The 18,093-nt window shown below is 29.6% G+C and carries 17 protein-coding genes; 2 read left to right on the top strand and 15 right to left on the bottom strand.

Annotation, left to right across the window (positions count from 1 at the left end; genetic code table 11):
* Window positions 1-368 precede the first annotated feature (368 nt).
* From HMPREF2561_RS01265 to HMPREF2561_RS01290, 6 genes are all read right to left on the bottom strand, one after another.
* A complete protein-coding gene (locus tag HMPREF2561_RS01265; protein WP_048762029.1) occupies window positions 369-1,433 on the bottom strand; it encodes an Mrp/NBP35 family ATP-binding protein in 1,065 nt (354 codons plus the stop codon).
* 91 nt (window positions 1,434-1,524) lie between these two features.
* Window positions 1,525-1,992, bottom strand: a complete 468-nt coding sequence (locus HMPREF2561_RS01270; protein WP_017175365.1) for a SepA family multidrug efflux transporter — start codon at window positions 1,990-1,992, stop codon at window positions 1,525-1,527.
* A gap of 74 nt (window positions 1,993-2,066) precedes the next feature.
* The gene (gene sdrM / locus HMPREF2561_RS01275; RefSeq protein WP_048762031.1) at window positions 2,067-3,407 is read right to left on the bottom strand and encodes a multidrug efflux MFS transporter SdrM; all 1,341 of its coding nucleotides are present in this window, start codon (window positions 3,405-3,407) and stop codon (window positions 2,067-2,069) included.
* A 187-nt stretch (window positions 3,408-3,594) separates the two neighbouring features.
* The gene (locus tag HMPREF2561_RS01280; RefSeq protein ID WP_019835206.1) at window positions 3,595-4,278 is read right to left on the bottom strand and encodes a PAQR family membrane homeostasis protein TrhA; all 684 of its coding nucleotides are present in this window, start codon (window positions 4,276-4,278) and stop codon (window positions 3,595-3,597) included.
* 16 nt (window positions 4,279-4,294) lie between these two features.
* A complete protein-coding gene (locus HMPREF2561_RS01285) occupies window positions 4,295-5,482 on the bottom strand; it encodes a UTP--glucose-1-phosphate uridylyltransferase (protein WP_019835205.1) in 1,188 nt (395 codons plus the stop codon).
* Between the two features lie 105 nt (window positions 5,483-5,587).
* Complete coding sequence (locus HMPREF2561_RS01290; protein WP_017175369.1) at window positions 5,588-6,106, bottom strand: metal-dependent hydrolase; 519 nt, start codon at window positions 6,104-6,106, stop codon at window positions 5,588-5,590.
* 176 nt (window positions 6,107-6,282) lie between these two features.
* On the opposite strand from HMPREF2561_RS01290, the gene HMPREF2561_RS01295 reads away from it, so the two are divergent.
* Entirely contained in the window at window positions 6,283-6,597 is a 315-nt protein-coding gene (locus HMPREF2561_RS01295) for a heme oxygenase (protein WP_019835203.1), read from the top strand.
* Window positions 6,598-6,654: 57 nt separating this feature from the next.
* On the opposite strand, the gene HMPREF2561_RS01300 is transcribed toward HMPREF2561_RS01295, so the two are convergent.
* The 6 genes from HMPREF2561_RS01300 to HMPREF2561_RS01325 form a co-directional block, all read right to left on the bottom strand.
* Complete coding sequence (locus HMPREF2561_RS01300) at window positions 6,655-7,971, bottom strand: YjiH family protein (protein ID WP_019835202.1); 1,317 nt, start codon at window positions 7,969-7,971, stop codon at window positions 6,655-6,657.
* Window positions 7,972-8,256: 285 nt separating this feature from the next.
* Window positions 8,257-9,222: a FecCD family ABC transporter permease gene (locus tag HMPREF2561_RS01305; RefSeq protein ID WP_070468254.1), complete on the bottom strand. Its 966-nt coding sequence runs from the start codon at window positions 9,220-9,222 to the stop codon at window positions 8,257-8,259.
* Window positions 9,219-10,250 (bottom strand): FecCD family ABC transporter permease, encoded by a 1,032-nt coding sequence (locus tag HMPREF2561_RS01310; protein ID WP_017175372.1) that lies wholly within the window; start codon window positions 10,248-10,250, stop codon window positions 9,219-9,221. Before HMPREF2561_RS01310 ends, HMPREF2561_RS01305 begins: the two co-directional genes overlap by 4 nt.
* Before the next feature lie 12 nt (window positions 10,251-10,262).
* Window positions 10,263-11,261, bottom strand: coding sequence for an ABC transporter substrate-binding protein (locus tag HMPREF2561_RS01315; protein ID WP_049419948.1), 999 nt, complete (start codon window positions 11,259-11,261; stop codon window positions 10,263-10,265).
* 191 nt (window positions 11,262-11,452) lie between these two features.
* Window positions 11,453-12,514 carry an alanine racemase gene (locus tag HMPREF2561_RS01320; RefSeq protein WP_049419949.1) on the bottom strand — a complete coding sequence of 354 codons (1,062 nt, stop codon included), beginning with the start codon at window positions 12,512-12,514 and terminating at the stop codon, window positions 11,453-11,455.
* Window positions 12,515-14,272, bottom strand: coding sequence for an IucA/IucC family protein (locus HMPREF2561_RS01325; protein ID WP_049419950.1), 1,758 nt, complete (start codon window positions 14,270-14,272; stop codon window positions 12,515-12,517).
* Window positions 14,273-14,485: 213 nt separating this feature from the next.
* On the opposite strand from HMPREF2561_RS01325, the gene HMPREF2561_RS01330 reads away from it, so the two are divergent.
* Window positions 14,486-16,429 (top strand): IucA/IucC family protein, encoded by a 1,944-nt coding sequence (locus HMPREF2561_RS01330; RefSeq protein ID WP_049419951.1) that lies wholly within the window; start codon window positions 14,486-14,488, stop codon window positions 16,427-16,429.
* Window positions 16,430-16,529: 100 nt separating this feature from the next.
* On the opposite strand, the gene HMPREF2561_RS01335 is transcribed toward HMPREF2561_RS01330, so the two are convergent.
* From HMPREF2561_RS01335 to amaP, 3 genes are all read right to left on the bottom strand, one after another.
* Window positions 16,530-17,078 carry an Asp23/Gls24 family envelope stress response protein gene (locus HMPREF2561_RS01335; protein ID WP_002448598.1) on the bottom strand — a complete coding sequence of 183 codons (549 nt, stop codon included), beginning with the start codon at window positions 17,076-17,078 and terminating at the stop codon, window positions 16,530-16,532.
* Window positions 17,079-17,156: 78 nt separating this feature from the next.
* Window positions 17,157-17,393 (bottom strand): DUF2273 domain-containing protein, encoded by a 237-nt coding sequence (locus HMPREF2561_RS01340; RefSeq protein ID WP_002448488.1) that lies wholly within the window; start codon window positions 17,391-17,393, stop codon window positions 17,157-17,159.
* A 12-nt stretch (window positions 17,394-17,405) separates the two neighbouring features.
* The gene (gene amaP, locus HMPREF2561_RS01345) at window positions 17,406-17,942 is read right to left on the bottom strand and encodes an alkaline shock response membrane anchor protein AmaP (protein ID WP_002448415.1); all 537 of its coding nucleotides are present in this window, start codon (window positions 17,940-17,942) and stop codon (window positions 17,406-17,408) included.
* Window positions 17,943-18,093 lie beyond the last annotated feature (151 nt).

Below are 18,093 nucleotides of genomic sequence, written 5' to 3' on the forward strand. Positions count from 1 at the left end.
GTCATTCAGTTTTCAATGTTCATTTAAAATATAATCTATTAAATTATATCAACTTCAATTTCGAAAGTCAATAACTAATTTCGATTACTTTTAATATTTTATATCGTTTTTCAAGATTTTGCAATGGTAAATTTTACACCGAATTTACATTTTTTAAAATGTATTAACACTTCTTGAAAACGACTTTTATATCTTATCAAACAATTCATTTAGTGTCAACAAATTATTTTAATAATTTTATTTTTGTTTTAAGCAATTCTTCTAACTTGCTCACAAAAAGATATTCTATCAGAATTTTTATATTTTGCAATAGAAAAAGCGCTCGAAATGATATTTTTTTCGAGCACTTTTACACTAATGTTTATTTATTATTTTATTGTTGCAGCAATTACTTTTTGCGCAATTGTTTTATAGATTTTTCCTAATCGATCTTCTTCTTGATAAATAGATGGTGAAAAGTCATTAGGATTCCAAGAAGGTTGTTCAAGAGGTAGTTCGCCTAACAATTGGGTATTGAGCTCGTCCGCAAGTTTACGTCCTCCACCTTTACCAAATACATACTCTTTTTTTCCAGTTTCTTTACTTTCGAAATAACTCATATTTTCAATAACACCTAAAATAGAATGCTCTGTATGCTTAGCCATAGCTCCAGCTCTTGCTGCTACAAATGCTGCTGTTGGATGTGGTGTAGTTACTATTATTTCTTTACTACTTGGTAACATTGAATGAACGTCAAGAGCTACATCCCCTGTTCCAGGAGGTAAATCAAGTAATAAGTAATCTAACTCTCCCCATTTAACTTCAACAAAGAAATTCGTCAACATTTTTCCTAACATAGGACCACGCCAAATAACTGGTGCATTTTCTTCAACGAAAAATGCCATTGAAATCACTTTAACACCATGACGTTCTACAGGAATAATCTCTTTTCCTTGAACACCAGGCTTTTCATCTATCCCCATCATATCTGGAACACTAAAACCATAAATGTCAGCATCTATGAGACCTACTCTTTTACCCTCTCTCGCTAATGCTACTGCTAAGTTTACGGCTATAGTTGATTTCCCTACTCCACCTTTACCAGAAGCAATTGCAATAAACTCCACTGGATTATTCTGTGATAATAATCCCTCAATTGTCTTAGGTTTCTCTTTTTCTTTTCCTGTATATTTTTCCACAACTTCAGCAGGTAGTTCCTCAAAACGAATGCCCACTGTATTTGCTCCGTTTTCTTTTAAAGCTTTAACCACTGACATTTGCAAATCAAGCTGTGGTTGTCCTCCTAATTGAGCCATAGCAACTTTAACACTTACATGTTGAATTTCTTCTTTTATTTTTACTTCTACAATTCCCTTTGTTTCTTTTAAAGGCACATTAATAATTGGGTCTTTTAAGTCTCCCACTATTTTTTTTACTTGTTCTACCGTTAACAACTCATTATCCCCCTTAAGTTTCTTTATATTTACATTTTAACAAATTTACTTATAATCTGTGTTGAATTTATCAAGAATTTATAGCTTATGTTTACTTCTTATCATTCAAGTCTTCGCTATCTGGATAAAAAATCATTTTACATAAATATAGTATTCCAATAATTAATGCAATAACCCAAAATTCAATTTTAATATATACGTAATGAATATGAATAACAAAATAGAATAGAATAGTCGTAATCACATATGAAATTAAATGAAATAGTGTTCCATTAAAATATGGATTATTAGGTAATTGCTTTCTAAAATAATCCATTAAATGCTCAATAGCGAATAGCAAAAAGTATCCAAATACTATATAGCTACCGTAATATACTAAATTGCTGAATAAATCCTTATTATATGTAAAGAATCCTAATTTTAAAAAAATAAGAATTCGACTTAATCCAAATAACCCAAATCCTAAAAATATTAAAAATATACAACCTGATAGAATAAAAATAAGAAGAATAAGAAGAGTCGGAAAGATACCATTAAATTTTTGATTAGAAAATTTCATTTCTCTCTTTCCTCCTCTTTTCATCCATACTTTATAATGCCACTTTATCATTTATATATAGTAACTTAAAATTATTATTTTATACCTTCTTTATTCTCTTCAAATAAAAATACCCACATTAAAATTAATATAAGCGCAACAATTGTGCTTACAGTTAATATATTATAGAAGTTACCTCCTAATAAACCAAATTGAAGTGCATATAATGACCCCATCAATGTAGATCCTATAGATGATCCTAAATTTTTAGTTAATGCATAGAATGACATCATTTTTTTCATATATTTAGGACTTGTTTCTTCTTGAACAATCACACTGTCTTTAGTATAAACAAAGCCAAAACTCAATCCTGCAAGAATCACAGCTCCCGCAATAATAAGAGGAATATGAAGTCCAAATACTAAAATCATATTACTTAAAATTAATGATATGAAAGCTCCTATATATAGTTTTTTTCTTGAAAATTTTGATTCTACTTTAGCTAAGTTGAAGTTTAAAGCTAACCATGCAACAGAAAGTGGAAATATCACTAATCCACTTTGTAGTGGAGATAATTTTAAATAATCTTGTAAATAAACAGGTATATATAAGTTATACCCCATTAGACATATTGCTATAAGTAAATCAGTTATAAATACCAGTGAAATTGATTTATTAAATTCACTTATTGGTAAAAAAGGCATATCTGTTTTATTTTCATATTTGAATAAAACGAATAATATAACTATTGCTAGTATTAATGCAATAATATTAAAAGTAACACCTGTTTTATTTAATAAACTAAACATAAGAAGTCCAATAAAAATATAAAACAAAGATAATCCTTTTACATCAAAGTGTATATGTTGTACTTCCGCTTCTTCTGGAAAATGAAAAGTAAGAAAAGCTAAAACAATAGCTATCAATGCAATTGGTATGTTGATATAAAATAACCAATGCCATGTTGCAACTTCTAATATTCCACCACCTAATAATGGTCCAAGAATACTTGAAATTCCCCAGACACTTCCAACGATGCCCATTATTTTGTAACGAAGCGGAATTTCAAATGCTAGTTTTGGTACAATTTGAGTCAAAGACATCATAACTCCTGCGCCAAGTCCCTGGATGGCTCTTGAAATAATTAACATTATAAACGTCTCACTCATGCCTGACATAAAACTTCCAATACCAAATAATAGTATGCCGACTACAGCTATATATAGAATCTTAAATCTTGTGAGAAGTTCACCCACAATAGGATTTGCTACTACAAGTGCTATAAAATAAACGGTAAAGACTAATGGCACTGCTGTACCAGCATTCAAATCTTTACGAATGGTAGGCAATGCTAGTGAAATAATTGAACTTTCAATTGCTGCCATAAACATTGTTAAAACCAAAGTCACTACAATACCTATTGATTTTAATTTCATCTTTGCCCTCCTATATATTTAAAAAGTTCATAATATAGAATATCCTTAATTATATTCATAAACAATTTTAATGTATTATTAAAAAAAGAAAAAACAGGATAGAATTCTTTTTGAATTCATAGTCCTGTTTCTAAATAAGCACTTAATAAACTAAGTTATTCTCAATGATATAACCTTTCAACTAGGTCTACATAAAATATACGATTCCTATAAAATGAAAGAGTGATGCAATAACGATAAAAATATGCCATATCATATGAAAATATGGACGGTTTTTTTGTGCATAAAACCATGCTCCAATAGTATAAGAAAGACCACCTAATACGATAAATAAAATAAATAACCAAGATGTTCTAATAATAATCACAGGTAAAAATATAATACCAACCCATCCCATAACTAAGTAAACAATTAAGCTTAATTTGGAATTTACATGAGTTGAAATTGACTTATATAGAATACCCCATATTGTTGTTCCCCATAATAACAAAAAGACCAGCCATCCTAACCAACCTCCAACAACTGTTAGTAAGACTGGTGTATACGTTCCAGAAATTGCTACATATATCATACTGTGGTCAATAATTCTTAATATATATTTATGCGATGTATTATTTTTCATTGAATGATATACAGTAGAGGAAATAAACATCATGAAAATACTAATAACAAAGATAGAGACACTAATAGAACTTAGTGTTCCATACTCATTATAACTATGTACTGCTGCATAAGGCAGTAAAAATAAAGTCATTAGTGCAGCAACACCATGTGAGGTTGCATTACCAATTTCCTCACCAAAAGATAGTGGAATGATGTCTTTAAATGATTCAATTACATTATCTTTTGTATGCTGAGATGATTTAGACATCGTATTCCACCATCCTTTAAATTACATTCATTCGTTTTAAATCATCAGTTGCAGTTTCTACACTGTCTTTTCCCTCTTTATTTTTCAAGGGTGAAAATTCTTCTTTTCTTGGAACTTGTAATGTAATAAAACTATTCGCATATCGGAAAATATCAAAATAAAATAGTTCAAATTTTAAAGATGTTTTTTCAATCAAACCAAAGTCATCATCCAGTTGTTTCAATTTTTTAATGGCTAAATGATATGGTAAATCATTATTTACCGCTTGATTTATAAATGATAACTTAAATGCGTGAATGCCAATATTTGCATTATCAAATGTATTCGCTACATTTTCATCAAGTTCTGAATATTCAAGTACAGTATCTTTATTATCTTTACTAACTAATCGTCCAACACTTTCACCCTTTTTAGGTTGAATAGATTTAGATGTGATATCTTTATCATTTACTACTGTAAATCCTACAAATACTGGATCAAGAACTTTTACTAACACATTGTCAATATTATTTAAGAAAATGAACTTTACGCCATCTTTCTCCATTTTATCTAAATAACCTTTATGCTCTAGCGATTTAAATATCCCACCATTACCATTAGGTGTTTCCATAATATAGCCTTTTTCATTAAAAATCAGTCTACCATTTTCACTTAGAGCCACAATGTTGTCTTGTTTAAAAAAGTGAATACGTTCTGGGTTATAACCAAAATAATCATGGTTTTCAAAGTAACGTAATGTTTCCTCATGATTAATATCACTAGTCATAATATACCAATTAATACAATGTCCTGTTTCATTTTTTAGATGCAATAGTTGTCTTGCTTGAAGTTCAAATAAGCTTACACCTTCAATTTCAAAAGAACCTTTAGGTCCCTTATAACCTAAACGTGTGCCTTGACCACCAGCCATAAGAACAACAGCAAATTCTCCATTTCTTATTGCTTCTATTCCTTTATGTTCATAATATTCACGATCTTGTTCAGTGAATGCTTCCTTAATTTTATAATCAACTTCAGAAACTGCAGTAACATCTGTAATTGTTTTACGATTAACATATAAACTTTGATAAAGTTCTTGAATAAATTCTAAATCTAATGAGTTCACTTTTTCATCTAATTGCTCTTTTTCATTACTACTCATCATTTTCTCATATTCAATTAAATGTTCTTGATTGTATTTTTCTAATTTACTTTGATCTAGCATTTATAACTCTCCTTATAGATAGTTCGTGTCATTCAAATATATTTATCATATTAATTATAAATTTGATATTAAGACAAGAAAGATGATCCATCATATTCATTGATATCATCCGGACAATGAATGGCTCACATATTTCAAAATTTCATTTATAAACTCTTGAAATATTATGTATATTGCTCCAATACTAAAAGCTGTTGATAAGGATGCATCTAAAAAACCACCAGTTTTGAAAGTAAAAGGAAACTTAATCGCTAAAGGTATTGGATAAAGTAACTTTACCCCTCTAGGTGTCAACATATCTAGTATAACATGAGAAGCCATTGCACCGATAATAGTAACTAAATAATAAGTCGGAGTTTGAATTAAAATAAGTAAAAAACCTATCATACCTAAGAATAACAATGAATGCGTAAATGTTCGATGCCCAAAGATAGTACTAACGAGCAAACTAAGAATTTTAAATTGTCTTCCAATCTTACTTCTTGTATGACAAATATCTGGAAGTAAACTTCCTGCTATTGCTAAACAAATTACTGTTACAGTAGAAAATAGATCTGTATGATAATGGTCAACTGTTATTGCTCCTACAAGCAAACCAGCAGCTACATGCGTTTTTCCTGTCATTTATCTTCTCCTTTATTAAAGATATATTAACATAAATAGTCTTAAAATACGAACATATTTTCGGTATATAGATACCTTTCTTTAAACGTTTATTTTTCTTATTTATTACATGTGTTTTATTTGATATATCTTTGAATTTGTATATTATTAAAATAAATAAGCAAGGAGGTCTGACTATGTTTGTTGTTACAAATCGTATTACTGTAAAAAAAGGATTTGCTGAAAAAATGGCACCACGTTTCACTAAAGGTGGTAAGATTGAACAACTAGACGGTTTCAGAAAAATTGAAGTTTGGCAAATTGACAATACTAATGATGCTGAAGATATGTATGTTAATACATGGTGGGACAATGAAGAAAACTTCAAAGCTTGGACCCAAAGTGATGCGTTTAAAGAAGCACATAAAAATACTGGAAAATCTTCAACAGAAGATTCACCAGTAGTAACAAGTGAAATTGTAAAAGCAAACGTACTATCAACTTTAGAATAGAAAAAGAAGCAGGAAGGAATTGGAATTGCATTCATCAATCCTTACCCTGCTTCTTTTTTATAGTAATAAATGTGCCATTAAAGCAATAATTGGTAATGTGATTGCAGTTCTAATTAAAAATATCATAAATAACTTTCCGAGACTGACCGGAATTTTAGAACCTAAAATCACACCGCCCACTTCAGATAGATAAATTAATTGAGATATACTTAAAGCACCAATCACAAATCGTGTCAATTCACTGTGCACCGTCGCTATTAAGATAGAAGGTAAAAACATATCTGCAAAACCAATAAGTAAAGTTTCGGATGCTTTTGCAGCTTCAGGAATTTGAAGTAATTGTAATATAGGAATAAATGGCTTTCCTATGATTTCAAATACTGGTGTATAATTTGCTATTATCGTAGCAATAGTCCCTATACTCATAACTACTGGTAAAATAACAAACCACATATCAATCACCGTTTTAATTCCCGTTTTAAAAAATTCTTTAACTCCTGGTGCTTTTAGCCCTACAATTGTAGCTTCATCAAAACCGTGAGCTAATGCAGTTTTTCCTTCTGGAAGTTTTTCAAGTCGTGTACTTTCAGATACTTCTTTCGTAAAATCATCCGGAATTTGATTTAGTGGCCATATTCTTGGCATGATCATCGCTGCAACTAAGCAAGAAACAATTACTGTTAAATAAAATACAAAAAACTTTTGTTGTAATCCAATAGTTTGAGCAATAACAATAGCAAATGTGATCGATACAACACTAAAAGTTGTAGAAATTACTATTGATTCTCTTTTTGAATAAATACCTTTTTCATATTGACGACTTGTAATAAGCACGCCTACTGTTCCATCTCCTATAAATGAGGCTAAATTATCAACTGCTGATCGTCCTGGTAAAGTAAATAATGGTCTCATGATTGGTCTAAACAATGGTCCTAAAAATTCTAATAAACCGTATTCCATTAATAAAGGTAAAAATAAGGCAGCAAAAAGAAATACTGCTACTAATGTAGGTAATAAGTCATTAAATACTAATCCACCCGTATCTTCTGAATATATCACTTTACTTCCAATTTTAAAATAAGTCATCCAGGCAAATACAACTGCAAGTACTCTTAGTATCATCCACACTGGGCCAACTTGAAATGCATTCGCGATAAGACCACCTGGTTTTACTTTATCCTTTAAAATTGTTGAAAATAAAATAGTCAAAATAGTCGATAACGTAATGATTGTCATAATGAGAATTGACATTGCAGGTCCTAATAAATCTTTTAACCAATTTGCCAAAAATGCCACTGGTAATGTTGTTTGTTTCTCCCCATCTTGTACAATTGGAATGGGTATTAAAAATAAAATAATACCAATGATTGACATCGATATAAATTTTATTCTTCCTTTTATTTTCTCCTGTTTGTTATAATTCTCCAATATTCACCCTTCTTTCTATTTGTATAGGTAATTGTATTTATTCATTTGTTTTGTATTTTCATCGAAATTAACGCCTATTAATTATATAAATATAACTTTATATGTATTTTTATAAACAATATGTACTTTACTATATCTTATTTTCAAATAACTTGCAATATACAAAAGTTTAAAATTTCACAAAAAATGTGAGATCGTATTCACTGTGAATACGATCTCACTCTTTAATATTTAAATTCTTCTAAGTAACAATAAAAAGTATGGAACACCAACAATGGCAATAACTACGCCTACTGGTATATCAAGTGGCGGATGAATACCTCTTGCTAATCCATCACTAAATAAAATGAGGATTGCTCCAATTAAACCAGACATCATTACGACGTGAACATGACGATATCCGACGATTTTTCGAGCTATGTGTGGCGCAATCAATCCAAGAAAACTGATTCCTCCAACTATTGAAATAGATGATCCTGCTAACATCACTGATAAAATCAACAGTATCATTTTAATACGTTTTATTCGTGTACCTAATGCTATCGCTATTGAATCTCCTAGGTTTAAGATATCGAGTTGATGACTTAAAGCAATGACGATTGGAATCGTAATAATAAACCAAGGTAAAATTGAATATACATTTTCTATCGTATGACCATAAAGACTACCTGTTAACCATATAAGCGCATTATTTGCATCCATGGGATTTCGTATTAGTAAAAATTGTACAATTGCTGTACATATAGTACCAATTGCTAAGCCAATTAATGCCAAGGTAGATCCTTTAATATTAAATTGAGATATTAAAAAAGATAAAATTAAACTGATTATTAATGCACCAACAAATGAACCCATAGGTAAAATGATTAAAGGAGCATTGGGAAAAACCATAATAATTATAATCGCTGCTAAACTTGCACCTTTAGTCATTCCAATAACATCTGGAGAAGCGAGAGGATTTTTTACTACCCCTTGTATGATTGTTCCTGAAATAGCTAAACTACTTCCTACTATTAATCCTAAAAGTGTTCTAGGTATACGATATTCATTTAGAATAAAATCATCTTGTATCAATAAACTATTTATTACTTTAACGGGATTATACATTGTTGCGCCGACGCATAAGCTAATAAATATACTTATGATTAATATCGTAACGACAAGTGCATAACGAATAGCTAATGAGTGGTGTGTCATATTCGTTTCACTCTCCTTAAAGTAATAAATAAGAAATAAAATGCTCCTATAAATGAAGTAACAATTCCAACTGGTGATTCATAGGGATATGTAATTAAACGACTCAATGTATCAGATAATAACAATAAATTTGCGCCAACTATAAATGTTAACGGAATTAAAATGAAGTAATTATGCGGTGCATAACGTTTTACTATATGTGGCACGATTAATCCTATAAATCCAATAGGTCCTACAATAGAGACAGATGTCCCAGCAAATATAATAACAAGTAATCCGATAATGATTCTTATCACTTCAGTTTTTTGACCTAAACTTTTGGCTAGTGTATCACCTAATTCCATTATTGTAAGTTGTCTTGCAAATGCAATTAGTATGATAAGTCCCATAAGAATCCAAGGACAAATTATCATTACATCTTTCCATTTCATTCCATTTAAAGAGCCAACTAACCAAAACATAACAGTAGAATTAGAATCTTCATTAAGTAAAATAATACCTTGTGTAAGACTACTAAAAAACAAATGTACTGCCATTCCTGCTAAAGCTAATTTCACTGGTGTTATTTTTTTCGTAGAACCAGATAATAAATACACAGTTAACCCACCAATAAATGCCCCAATAAACGCTAAATAGGTTGCATAGTTTCCCATCGTAGGCATTAATACTGTCACTAATACGATAATAAATGAAGCACCCGCATTTACCCCAAATATTTGCGGAGATGCTAATGGATTTCTAGTTATAGATTGCATGAGTAAACCAGCCAGAGCTAAGGCACCTCCCACAAGTATGGCAACAATCATCCTTGGCATTCTAACACTTTGAATGATAAACGTCTGCTTGTTTTCAATTGAAGTAAAAAAGTAATGATACATATCTTTAGTTTGAATATTTAAAGTTCCAGTGGCTAAATTAAGATAAACAAAAATAACAAGAAGGCAAACACTCACTGAAAAGGTGAGTGTCATACGCTTCTTGATTGATCTTTTATTAGCAGAAAGACGATTACTTTTTTGTATAGTCATTGTCAATCCATCCTATTTATTTCTATCTTTTTTTGAGATTTCTACGATTTCTTTAGCCATTTCTTCTGAAGAGATTAAACCACGTGCGCGGGCCCATGTATCACGATCAACCACATCTATTTTATGATTTTTAACTGCATCAAGTTTGTTCCAAATAGGATCTTTTTTCAATTCTTGATAAGAAGGTTCATTAGAACTTGCACCATTTGTCATAATAAACATGCGTTCTGGATTGATTTCAGATAATGTTTCTGAATTGAGTTGTAAATAAGGTCCTTGTAAATATTTACTTAATCCTTTCGTCACATCTTTATTTAATGCTTCTTTAAAACCTAATTCACCTAATAACTGTCCCACATAAGATTCACTTGGATGCGCTAGTAACCCAGACTTAGAAGCTACAGCTGGAAGTACTTTTTCATTTTTATCAAATTGAATCTCTTGTTTATATTGAGCTATTTTTTTCTTATGTTCGTCTAAACGTTTTTTACCCTGTTTCTCTTTATTAAGAGATTTAGCTATAACTTTAAACGCTCCGATATTTTCATTATAGTCGCCGTCGAAGCTTTTTAATTCTATTGTTGGAGCAATTTTACTTAATTCCTTATAAATTCCTTTATGTCGATTACTGTCAGCAATAATTAAATCAGGTTTTAATTTACTTATTTCTTCTAAATTTGGTTGTTTACGCGTACCAACAGATGTATAATTTCCAATTTTATCTCTTAACGGTTTAATTATTCTATTCTTTTTATTATCGTCTGCTATTCCTACAGGCTTAACATCCAAAGCTACTAATGCATCAACAAATGAAAATTCTAAAGCTACTACTCTCTTAGCATCTTTAGGTACTTTAGTTGTTCCTAAATCATGTTTAATCTCAATAATATCTTTAGATGACGAAATTTGATTAGATGAATTTGATCCATTGTTACTTACCTTTCCACATGCAGTTGTTAATACTAAAGTCAATAATATTGAAATGATTCCAAAAATTGTTGTTCTTTTCATGATGACACTCCTTAATATGTATTGAGGTATATCTTCATTTTATCGATAACGATTATCATTGTCAATAAAATATAAAAATAAAGATTGGCACAGAATTTATTTTGAATTCGTTGGCCCATCCCGAAAATGTTGACTACTAACGCATAAAGAAATCTGAGACACTATTGATGTCTCAGATTCTATATAATAAGTTATATGTTGTTGATATATTTTGATTGCTTCAAATTGTTAATACGTTGAGAAATAGCTTGTTCTTCACTATAATATTTTTCCATTCTCTGATGATACATTAGTTGTGATAGCGCTTCGTATTCTAATGAAAATGGTATGCAATCTCCTACTTTATAGTTAATTTCTTCTTTTAAATCTATCATTAAATGATCACTTGAAGCGCCCATAATTTCTATTCGATGATTGAGTGGTTTTATTTTTTCAATCACAGTATCAATATATCCCACATCTACAATAGCTTGTAAGTAACTTTCTTTTGTCTTCGTATACCTAGGTTTAATTTCAATAATTTCCGCTTCAAGTAATATTGCATTTTGAAATAACTCGGGTATATTTTGATTAGTAGTTGTATCCACACCACGAAATAATGTTTCTCCTATTCTCAACTCATTAATACATCCTAAATCATATTGTTTTAATAATGGAAGCATACTTGAGTTACCTCCAGAAATAACTTCAAATGATACTCCTGTTTCGTATTGTACATGATGAACAAATTGATTTATTTCGTCGATATCATTTAATGTTGGAGCTTTAGACTTAAAACACATGAAATTAAATGCAAGACCTAAAAGTTTTATATTATTCATTAGTTTTATTTCATGAATATATTCAACTATATCATAAGGTAATACACCTTCACGTTGATCTTTCCAATCGACCATCAATATAACTTGATGTTGATGACTCATTTCATTTGCAATATGATTTAACTGATGTATTGTTGCCATTTCTGTTTGAATACTTACGTAACTCTTTTTAATCAAATCTTCATACTGATGCTTTAAAGGAGATCTCAAAAGTAAAAATTGACAATCTTTTGTAAATTGCTGAGGAATATTTTCTAGTCGAGATTCTGCAAAGTAGTTAAATCCTACTTTCATTAATCGTTTAATGATATGTTCATCTCCAGCAATACTTTTTATCACAGGTATCATGGCTATATTTTTGCTGTCAAACAACATTTTTAATACATGTGCATTATATTCAATCTTTGATAAATTGATTACAATACGAGACACTTAATTCACCTCTCTTTTTATTGGATTATCTAAACTAATATTCAGATATTTTTTCACTTTCTTTTTCATTCTCATTTTCAACAATGCTTTTACTGTAATTGTAGGTCCAAATAAAACTTTTCTTAATGTATCTGCATGAGGCTTAGTATCATTAATTGCTACTTCTATTTCTTCTTGAATTATATTAAAAAGTTCTTCTTCTTTTATAAATTCATACTTTTTAAAATGAAAAATTAATTCTGCTAGTTGATTTTGAACGACTGCGTGTTGAAATTTCATAATGACTTCTTCAATTGAGTCTGCAAGTAAACTTTTATTTTCCACTTCTATATGCTTTAATCTTTGACTTAGGGTTTTAATATCTATTCGAGAGCCACCGAGATCTCGCACTATAAATTGTATTTGATACTTTGGTCCTAAATGCACTAGTGTATTTTGCATATGTGCTTCTAAAGCTATACCATAATCTTGTATTAAAGCTAATAAAGGTGTTACCAGTTGACGAGTATAATTTCGCATAAACTGATGAATGGTATGTTGATTGATGTCATCATTAATCCATTTAAGGTAACTATCTACGGTGATTTCATTATCTACTACATTTTTATTTACTAAAGCACCTGTAACTAATAAAATACCATCGTCCTTTGTAAAAGGCTTTTCACGAATAATACAAGCAAGTTGTCTAGCATCGTCACTATCTGTTTTAGCAAATAAACCATAGGGCTCAAGTGCAACATCTAATTGTGTATACTGATTTAATTCACGATGTAATGCTTGACTTAATTTGGGTCCATCAATTGTTGTTTCTGGAGATACTGTCCTAACTGCACTAGTAGCTTGAACATTGACTGGTAATTTCACATGATAAGGATGATTAATTAGCGACATTGTTCTAAAAGAAGATGTTGCTTTAGATGGAACATGAAATGGAGTAGATATCAAAATATGATTTTGTAGCCACTCCTTAAATTTATTACGAATAGTATGTTCATATTGCCATGGGTGAACTAAAATGACTTTATAGTCTTTAAGCAAACGTTCTCTATTATTCATGAATGTATATAATTCATCAAGATATTCAGGAATAACCTCATTTAAAATGAACTGAGAATGATCAAGAATGGTTGTAACATTTACATACTCATTATGTATTAACATCACTTTCAAATTAATAATCTTTTCAAATTCTGGCGAATAGGTTCTCACTTCTTCCATTGATAAAGGTAATTTTGTTTTAGTAAGTGGATGTGTAGGATGACCTTCAAATATTAAGCTTTCAGAATATAGTACGTCATCTATATCATTATTTTTTTTCAACTTTTCTAGCCAAGTAAAAAAATTTAATCGTTCTGAGTCATTTATATATTTATCATGTCTTTGAAGATACTCATGACGTGTATCAAATTCTTTATATACTTCAATAAAACTATCTCTGCTATGAATAAGTTCACTTCTTAAATGGAATGGGATATCAATATGAAAGTCTGTTACTAGTATGTCTAATAGGTTTTCTAGACTATCCACTGATTCTTTATGTTGATGATTCATATATATTATTGGCCCATCAAATTCATATCGAGATAATGCACTTTCGTATTTATAATGAACGTTTAGAAGCACTTGTTCAAACTCAATCGTTATATAATGATTTTCTTTAAAAATGGTAGTTGAATGAGTCCATATATTTTCCTTTATTAGAGCATTTATTACTCTATATTGCATATTTCGATCTGCATGCTTCCACTCGTTTAACATTTTTAAATCCTCCGCCTTATCATTCATTTTCATAATTAAGTTTAACTAGTTTAATAATTATAAATTTAATTAAGGTTACTAGCAATGACATGAACTTAGAATTTATTAAAATATTGTGTCTTAAATTTAAACTATCTTTTAAAAAGGTTTAATTTTAGAGTTAGATATTATACAAACTATTTATAATTTTGTAGAATGTGGATGAGGTGTTATATGAATAAAAATACAACCATTAATAATCATAACTTACAACTTACTAATGAAGAATATGATGTTTATACATATTTAAATGAATTTTATCCTGATTTAATCAATCATTTTAAACAATATATTTTAATAGGTAGAGATAAAATTTCTCAACGTCTTATTACATCTTTATATCGTGAAAACTTAATACACGCTAAAGATAATAGTCAGATTATTAGACCTACCAAATTAACCATCTCTATGTTTTCTAAAGATAAAGACGTATTATGTATTCATTTTCCAAAATCAAATATCGATATTTACAGTCAAATAAAAGGTAGATATGCCTTCGACCGGGTAGATGTGGAAGGTCCTTTTTATATCTTAAAACATCATAATCATGAATATGAAAGAATCCAACATCCAAATGATATTCTAGATTTAATTTTAGCTGAAGAGCCAAAACTTGATAACGCTGCTAGTGAACAGTTTAGAGAAGATTTAAATAATAGTGCTGCTAATATGATTCTGGCACTAAGTTATCAAGCTAAACATATGCATTCAAACTACGAGTCCTTATGGGAATTGATTGCAAAAAGTGACGATAGTTATTTACGTTCGGAACAATCAGTTATAGAAGGTCATCCCCTTCATCCAGGCGCAAAGCTTCGTAAAGGGATGAGTGCTAAAGAGAATATTCATTATAGTTCAGAATACGGTCAAGAAATCCAGTTAAAATGTGTATTCATACATAATAGTATAGCAAATGTTCAATCCTTATCTTCAACCTATAATGATATGCTTCAACAATCTTTTCATAAATTATTTACTCACCTTTTAAATAAATATAATGATATAAGAATTGAAGATTATCATTTAATGGTTGTCCATCCTTGGCAATTCGAACATATTTTACTTAGTCAATATCAACAAGAACTAGATGAACAACTTATTATTCCTATTGATATGACCTTACCTTATTATGCTGGCTTATCATTCAGAACATTAATGCCAAAATATCCTAAACTATTCCCGCATATTAAACTTTCTACAAATGTTCATATTACTGGGGAAATACGGACGCTTTCTGAACAAACAACGCATAATGGACCTTTAGTTACTAAAATTGTGAATGATATTTTAAAAAACGACCCTGATTTTCAACCTTATCGCATAGAAACATTAGATGAAATTGCTGGCATTCATTTTTATAATTCTAAAGATTATTCAACAATCCAGACTGAACGTAGTGAACAACTAGGAACATTATTTAGAGAAAATATTTATACATTAATCGAAGAAGATACAATACCTGTCATACCGTCTAGTCTTGTTGCTTATTATCCAAACAATACTGAACCGCCAATTGAAAGCTTAATAAAACGATATCAACATACACATCAATTTAAGACATTTGAAAAAGCGGCTTATGCATGGATTCAAGATTATGCGACTCAATTATTAGGACTAGTTATTCCACTATATGTAAAATATGGAATCGCACTAGAGGCACATTTACAAAATTCTATTGCTACATTTAATCAAGATGGTTGTTTAAGTAAAATCTATATTCGAGATTTCGAAGGATTACGTATTGATGAAACTCAATTAAACCAAATGGGGTATAAAACATCACATTTCCATAAGAAATCTAGAATTCTTACTCAATCTACTACCTCTGTTTTTAATAAAGTATTCTATTCAACTGTTCAAAATCATCTAGCTGAATTAATATTAACAATTACTGAAAAAGTAGAAAATATAAATTTTGAAAAAATAATGTGGCATCATATCAGTCATATTATTCAAGATATATTAGCTAAGTTGACTGACGTTGATACAGAACGTATGCAAAAGATTACTCATACTTTATTTGCTGAAACAATTGATTATAAGTGTGTAACCACTATGCGTTTAGAAGATGAAGCACATCATTACACTTATATTAAAGTTAATAATCCACTACATTAAAATTAAGAGACGGAATAATGATATTCCGTCTCTTGTTAAAAAATGATATTAACCATAAAAAAAGACCTTGGAACATTCCAAGGTCTTTTTTTCAATAAGATTATTGTAAATCTGATCTTTCAAAATTATTATTGTTGTTATTATTGTTATTGTTGTTATTATTTTTTTGGTTTTTTTGTGCCCATTCTTTTTTAGTCATTACGTCGTCAACTTGCATGTTAACTTCAACAACATCTAAACCAGTAATGTATTTAACTTGTTCTTTAACTAAGTCAGTTACTTTACGGAAGATTTTTGGAGCTGATTCACCATATTCTAAGATGACTTTTAAGTCTACAGCCGCTTGTTTTTCACCAACTTCAACAGAAACACCTTGTGTTACGTTGTTACCGCTTGAGAATGCGCTAGAAATACTGTCAGTGAATCCGCCTTTCATATCTAAGATACCTCTTACTTCACGAGCAGCGATACCAGCAATTTTTTCGATAACTTCATCAGAGAACGTTAATTTATTTTCAAAATGTTGTTGATTATTTTGACGTTCTTCTCTGTATTGTTGTGCTTGTTCTTGACGTTCTTCTCTTTCTTTTTCATTTACTCCAGTTTGGTTATTATACGCTTGTTTAGCTTTGTTATTATCTACAGCCATGTGAATTCTCCTTTTTAAATAAAATTTAATTTTTAATACTTAATTTTTTAATTTATATGAATTCTTAAATAATGAATGTTAACTCCATCGATTTAAGAAGTTCATGAAATCTTGTGTACGGTCTTTCATATACCCAACGCCAATTCCGATTAAACATAAAACAATAATTAAAATTGTTTTCCAGAACCCTAAAGTCAGGAATAAGATTGCAATAATTAAGAATGCAAAGAAACCTATAATTCGCCATTTATACGACTTTAGGAAGTCGATAATTTGTTGAGTAGAATCTTGACTATTTTGATTATTATCAGCCATGTTATCCCTCCCTTATAGTACGCGTTGTCCGGCAGATTTTTGATCTCTAACATTAATTTCTAATTTTCTAACAGGCATTTCAGTAAAATGCTCAACATTATGTTTAATGTCAGATCTAATGCTTTCAGTTAATGATTTTACTTGCACATCATTAGGTACTAAGAAATCAGCTTTAATATCAATGTAAGAATTGTTTTTCTTATTGTAAAGTTTAGTAACCACGTTTGGTTGTCTGATTTCATCGTATTTAGTTAATGTATCGTATGCAGACTTTTCGACTGCTTTACGTGATACATAAATATGTCCATCATTATAATCTTTATAAAGACCTGGTTTTCTATATGTTGGTTTAAAGATGCTAAATACCAATATAATACCAATTAATACGAGTAAAGCAGATAAACCAATTAATAGTGGTTGGAACCAATTGAATTGTAAGAAATAGTCTTGATAACGCTTAATACGACTATCATCTATGTACATAAACAATAAGAAACCAACAATCGCAACTATTAATAGGCCAAGGATAAAGTTTTTAAATCTATGCACCTCTAAACACACCTCCTTAGTCATTGTTGAAATTATTTAATTATAAAATTTAAGTACCCTTTAAAAATTTTTTAAAACGTTAACATTAAAATTTTTTATTTAATTTTTTTAAATTTATTAAAGTTTACCTTCTAGATTAAATATTCCCAAA

The sequence above is a fragment of the Staphylococcus sp. HMSC069E10 genome (assembly GCF_001809205.1).
In the GTDB taxonomy this organism is placed as follows: Bacteria; Bacillota; Bacilli; order Staphylococcales; family Staphylococcaceae; genus Staphylococcus; species Staphylococcus hominis.

Coding starts and splice junctions, on each gene's coding strand:
- HMPREF2561_RS01270 (WP_017175365.1), bottom strand. CDS start 1,992: ATGAAATTTTCTAATCAAAAATTTAATGGTATCTTTCCGACTCTTCTT.
- sdrM (WP_048762031.1), bottom strand. CDS start 3,407: ATGAAATTAAAATCAATAGGTATTGTAGTGACTTTGGTTTTAACAATG.
- HMPREF2561_RS01280 (WP_019835206.1), bottom strand. CDS start 4,278: ATGTCTAAATCATCTCAGCATACAAAAGATAATGTAATTGAATCATTT.
- HMPREF2561_RS01285 (WP_019835205.1), bottom strand. CDS start 5,482: ATGCTAGATCAAAGTAAATTAGAAAAATACAATCAAGAACATTTAATT.
- HMPREF2561_RS01290 (WP_017175369.1), bottom strand. CDS start 6,106: ATGACAGGAAAAACGCATGTAGCTGCTGGTTTGCTTGTAGGAGCAATA.
- HMPREF2561_RS01295 (WP_019835203.1), top strand. CDS start 6,283: ATGTTTGTTGTTACAAATCGTATTACTGTAAAAAAAGGATTTGCTGAA.
- HMPREF2561_RS01300 (WP_019835202.1), bottom strand. CDS start 7,971: ATGTCAATCATTGGTATTATTTTATTTTTAATACCCATTCCAATTGTA.
- HMPREF2561_RS01305 (WP_070468254.1), bottom strand. CDS start 9,222: ATGACACACCACTCATTAGCTATTCGTTATGCACTTGTCGTTACGATA.
- HMPREF2561_RS01310 (WP_017175372.1), bottom strand. CDS start 10,250: ATGACTATACAAAAAAGTAATCGTCTTTCTGCTAATAAAAGATCAATC.
- HMPREF2561_RS01315 (WP_049419948.1), bottom strand. CDS start 11,261: ATGAAAAGAACAACAATTTTTGGAATCATTTCAATATTATTGACTTTA.
- HMPREF2561_RS01325 (WP_049419950.1), bottom strand. CDS start 14,272: ATGTTAAACGAGTGGAAGCATGCAGATCGAAATATGCAATATAGAGTA.
- HMPREF2561_RS01330 (WP_049419951.1), top strand. CDS start 14,486: ATGAATAAAAATACAACCATTAATAATCATAACTTACAACTTACTAAT.
- HMPREF2561_RS01335 (WP_002448598.1), bottom strand. CDS start 17,078: ATGGCTGTAGATAATAACAAAGCTAAACAAGCGTATAATAACCAAACT.
- HMPREF2561_RS01340 (WP_002448488.1), bottom strand. CDS start 17,393: ATGGCTGATAATAATCAAAATAGTCAAGATTCTACTCAACAAATTATC.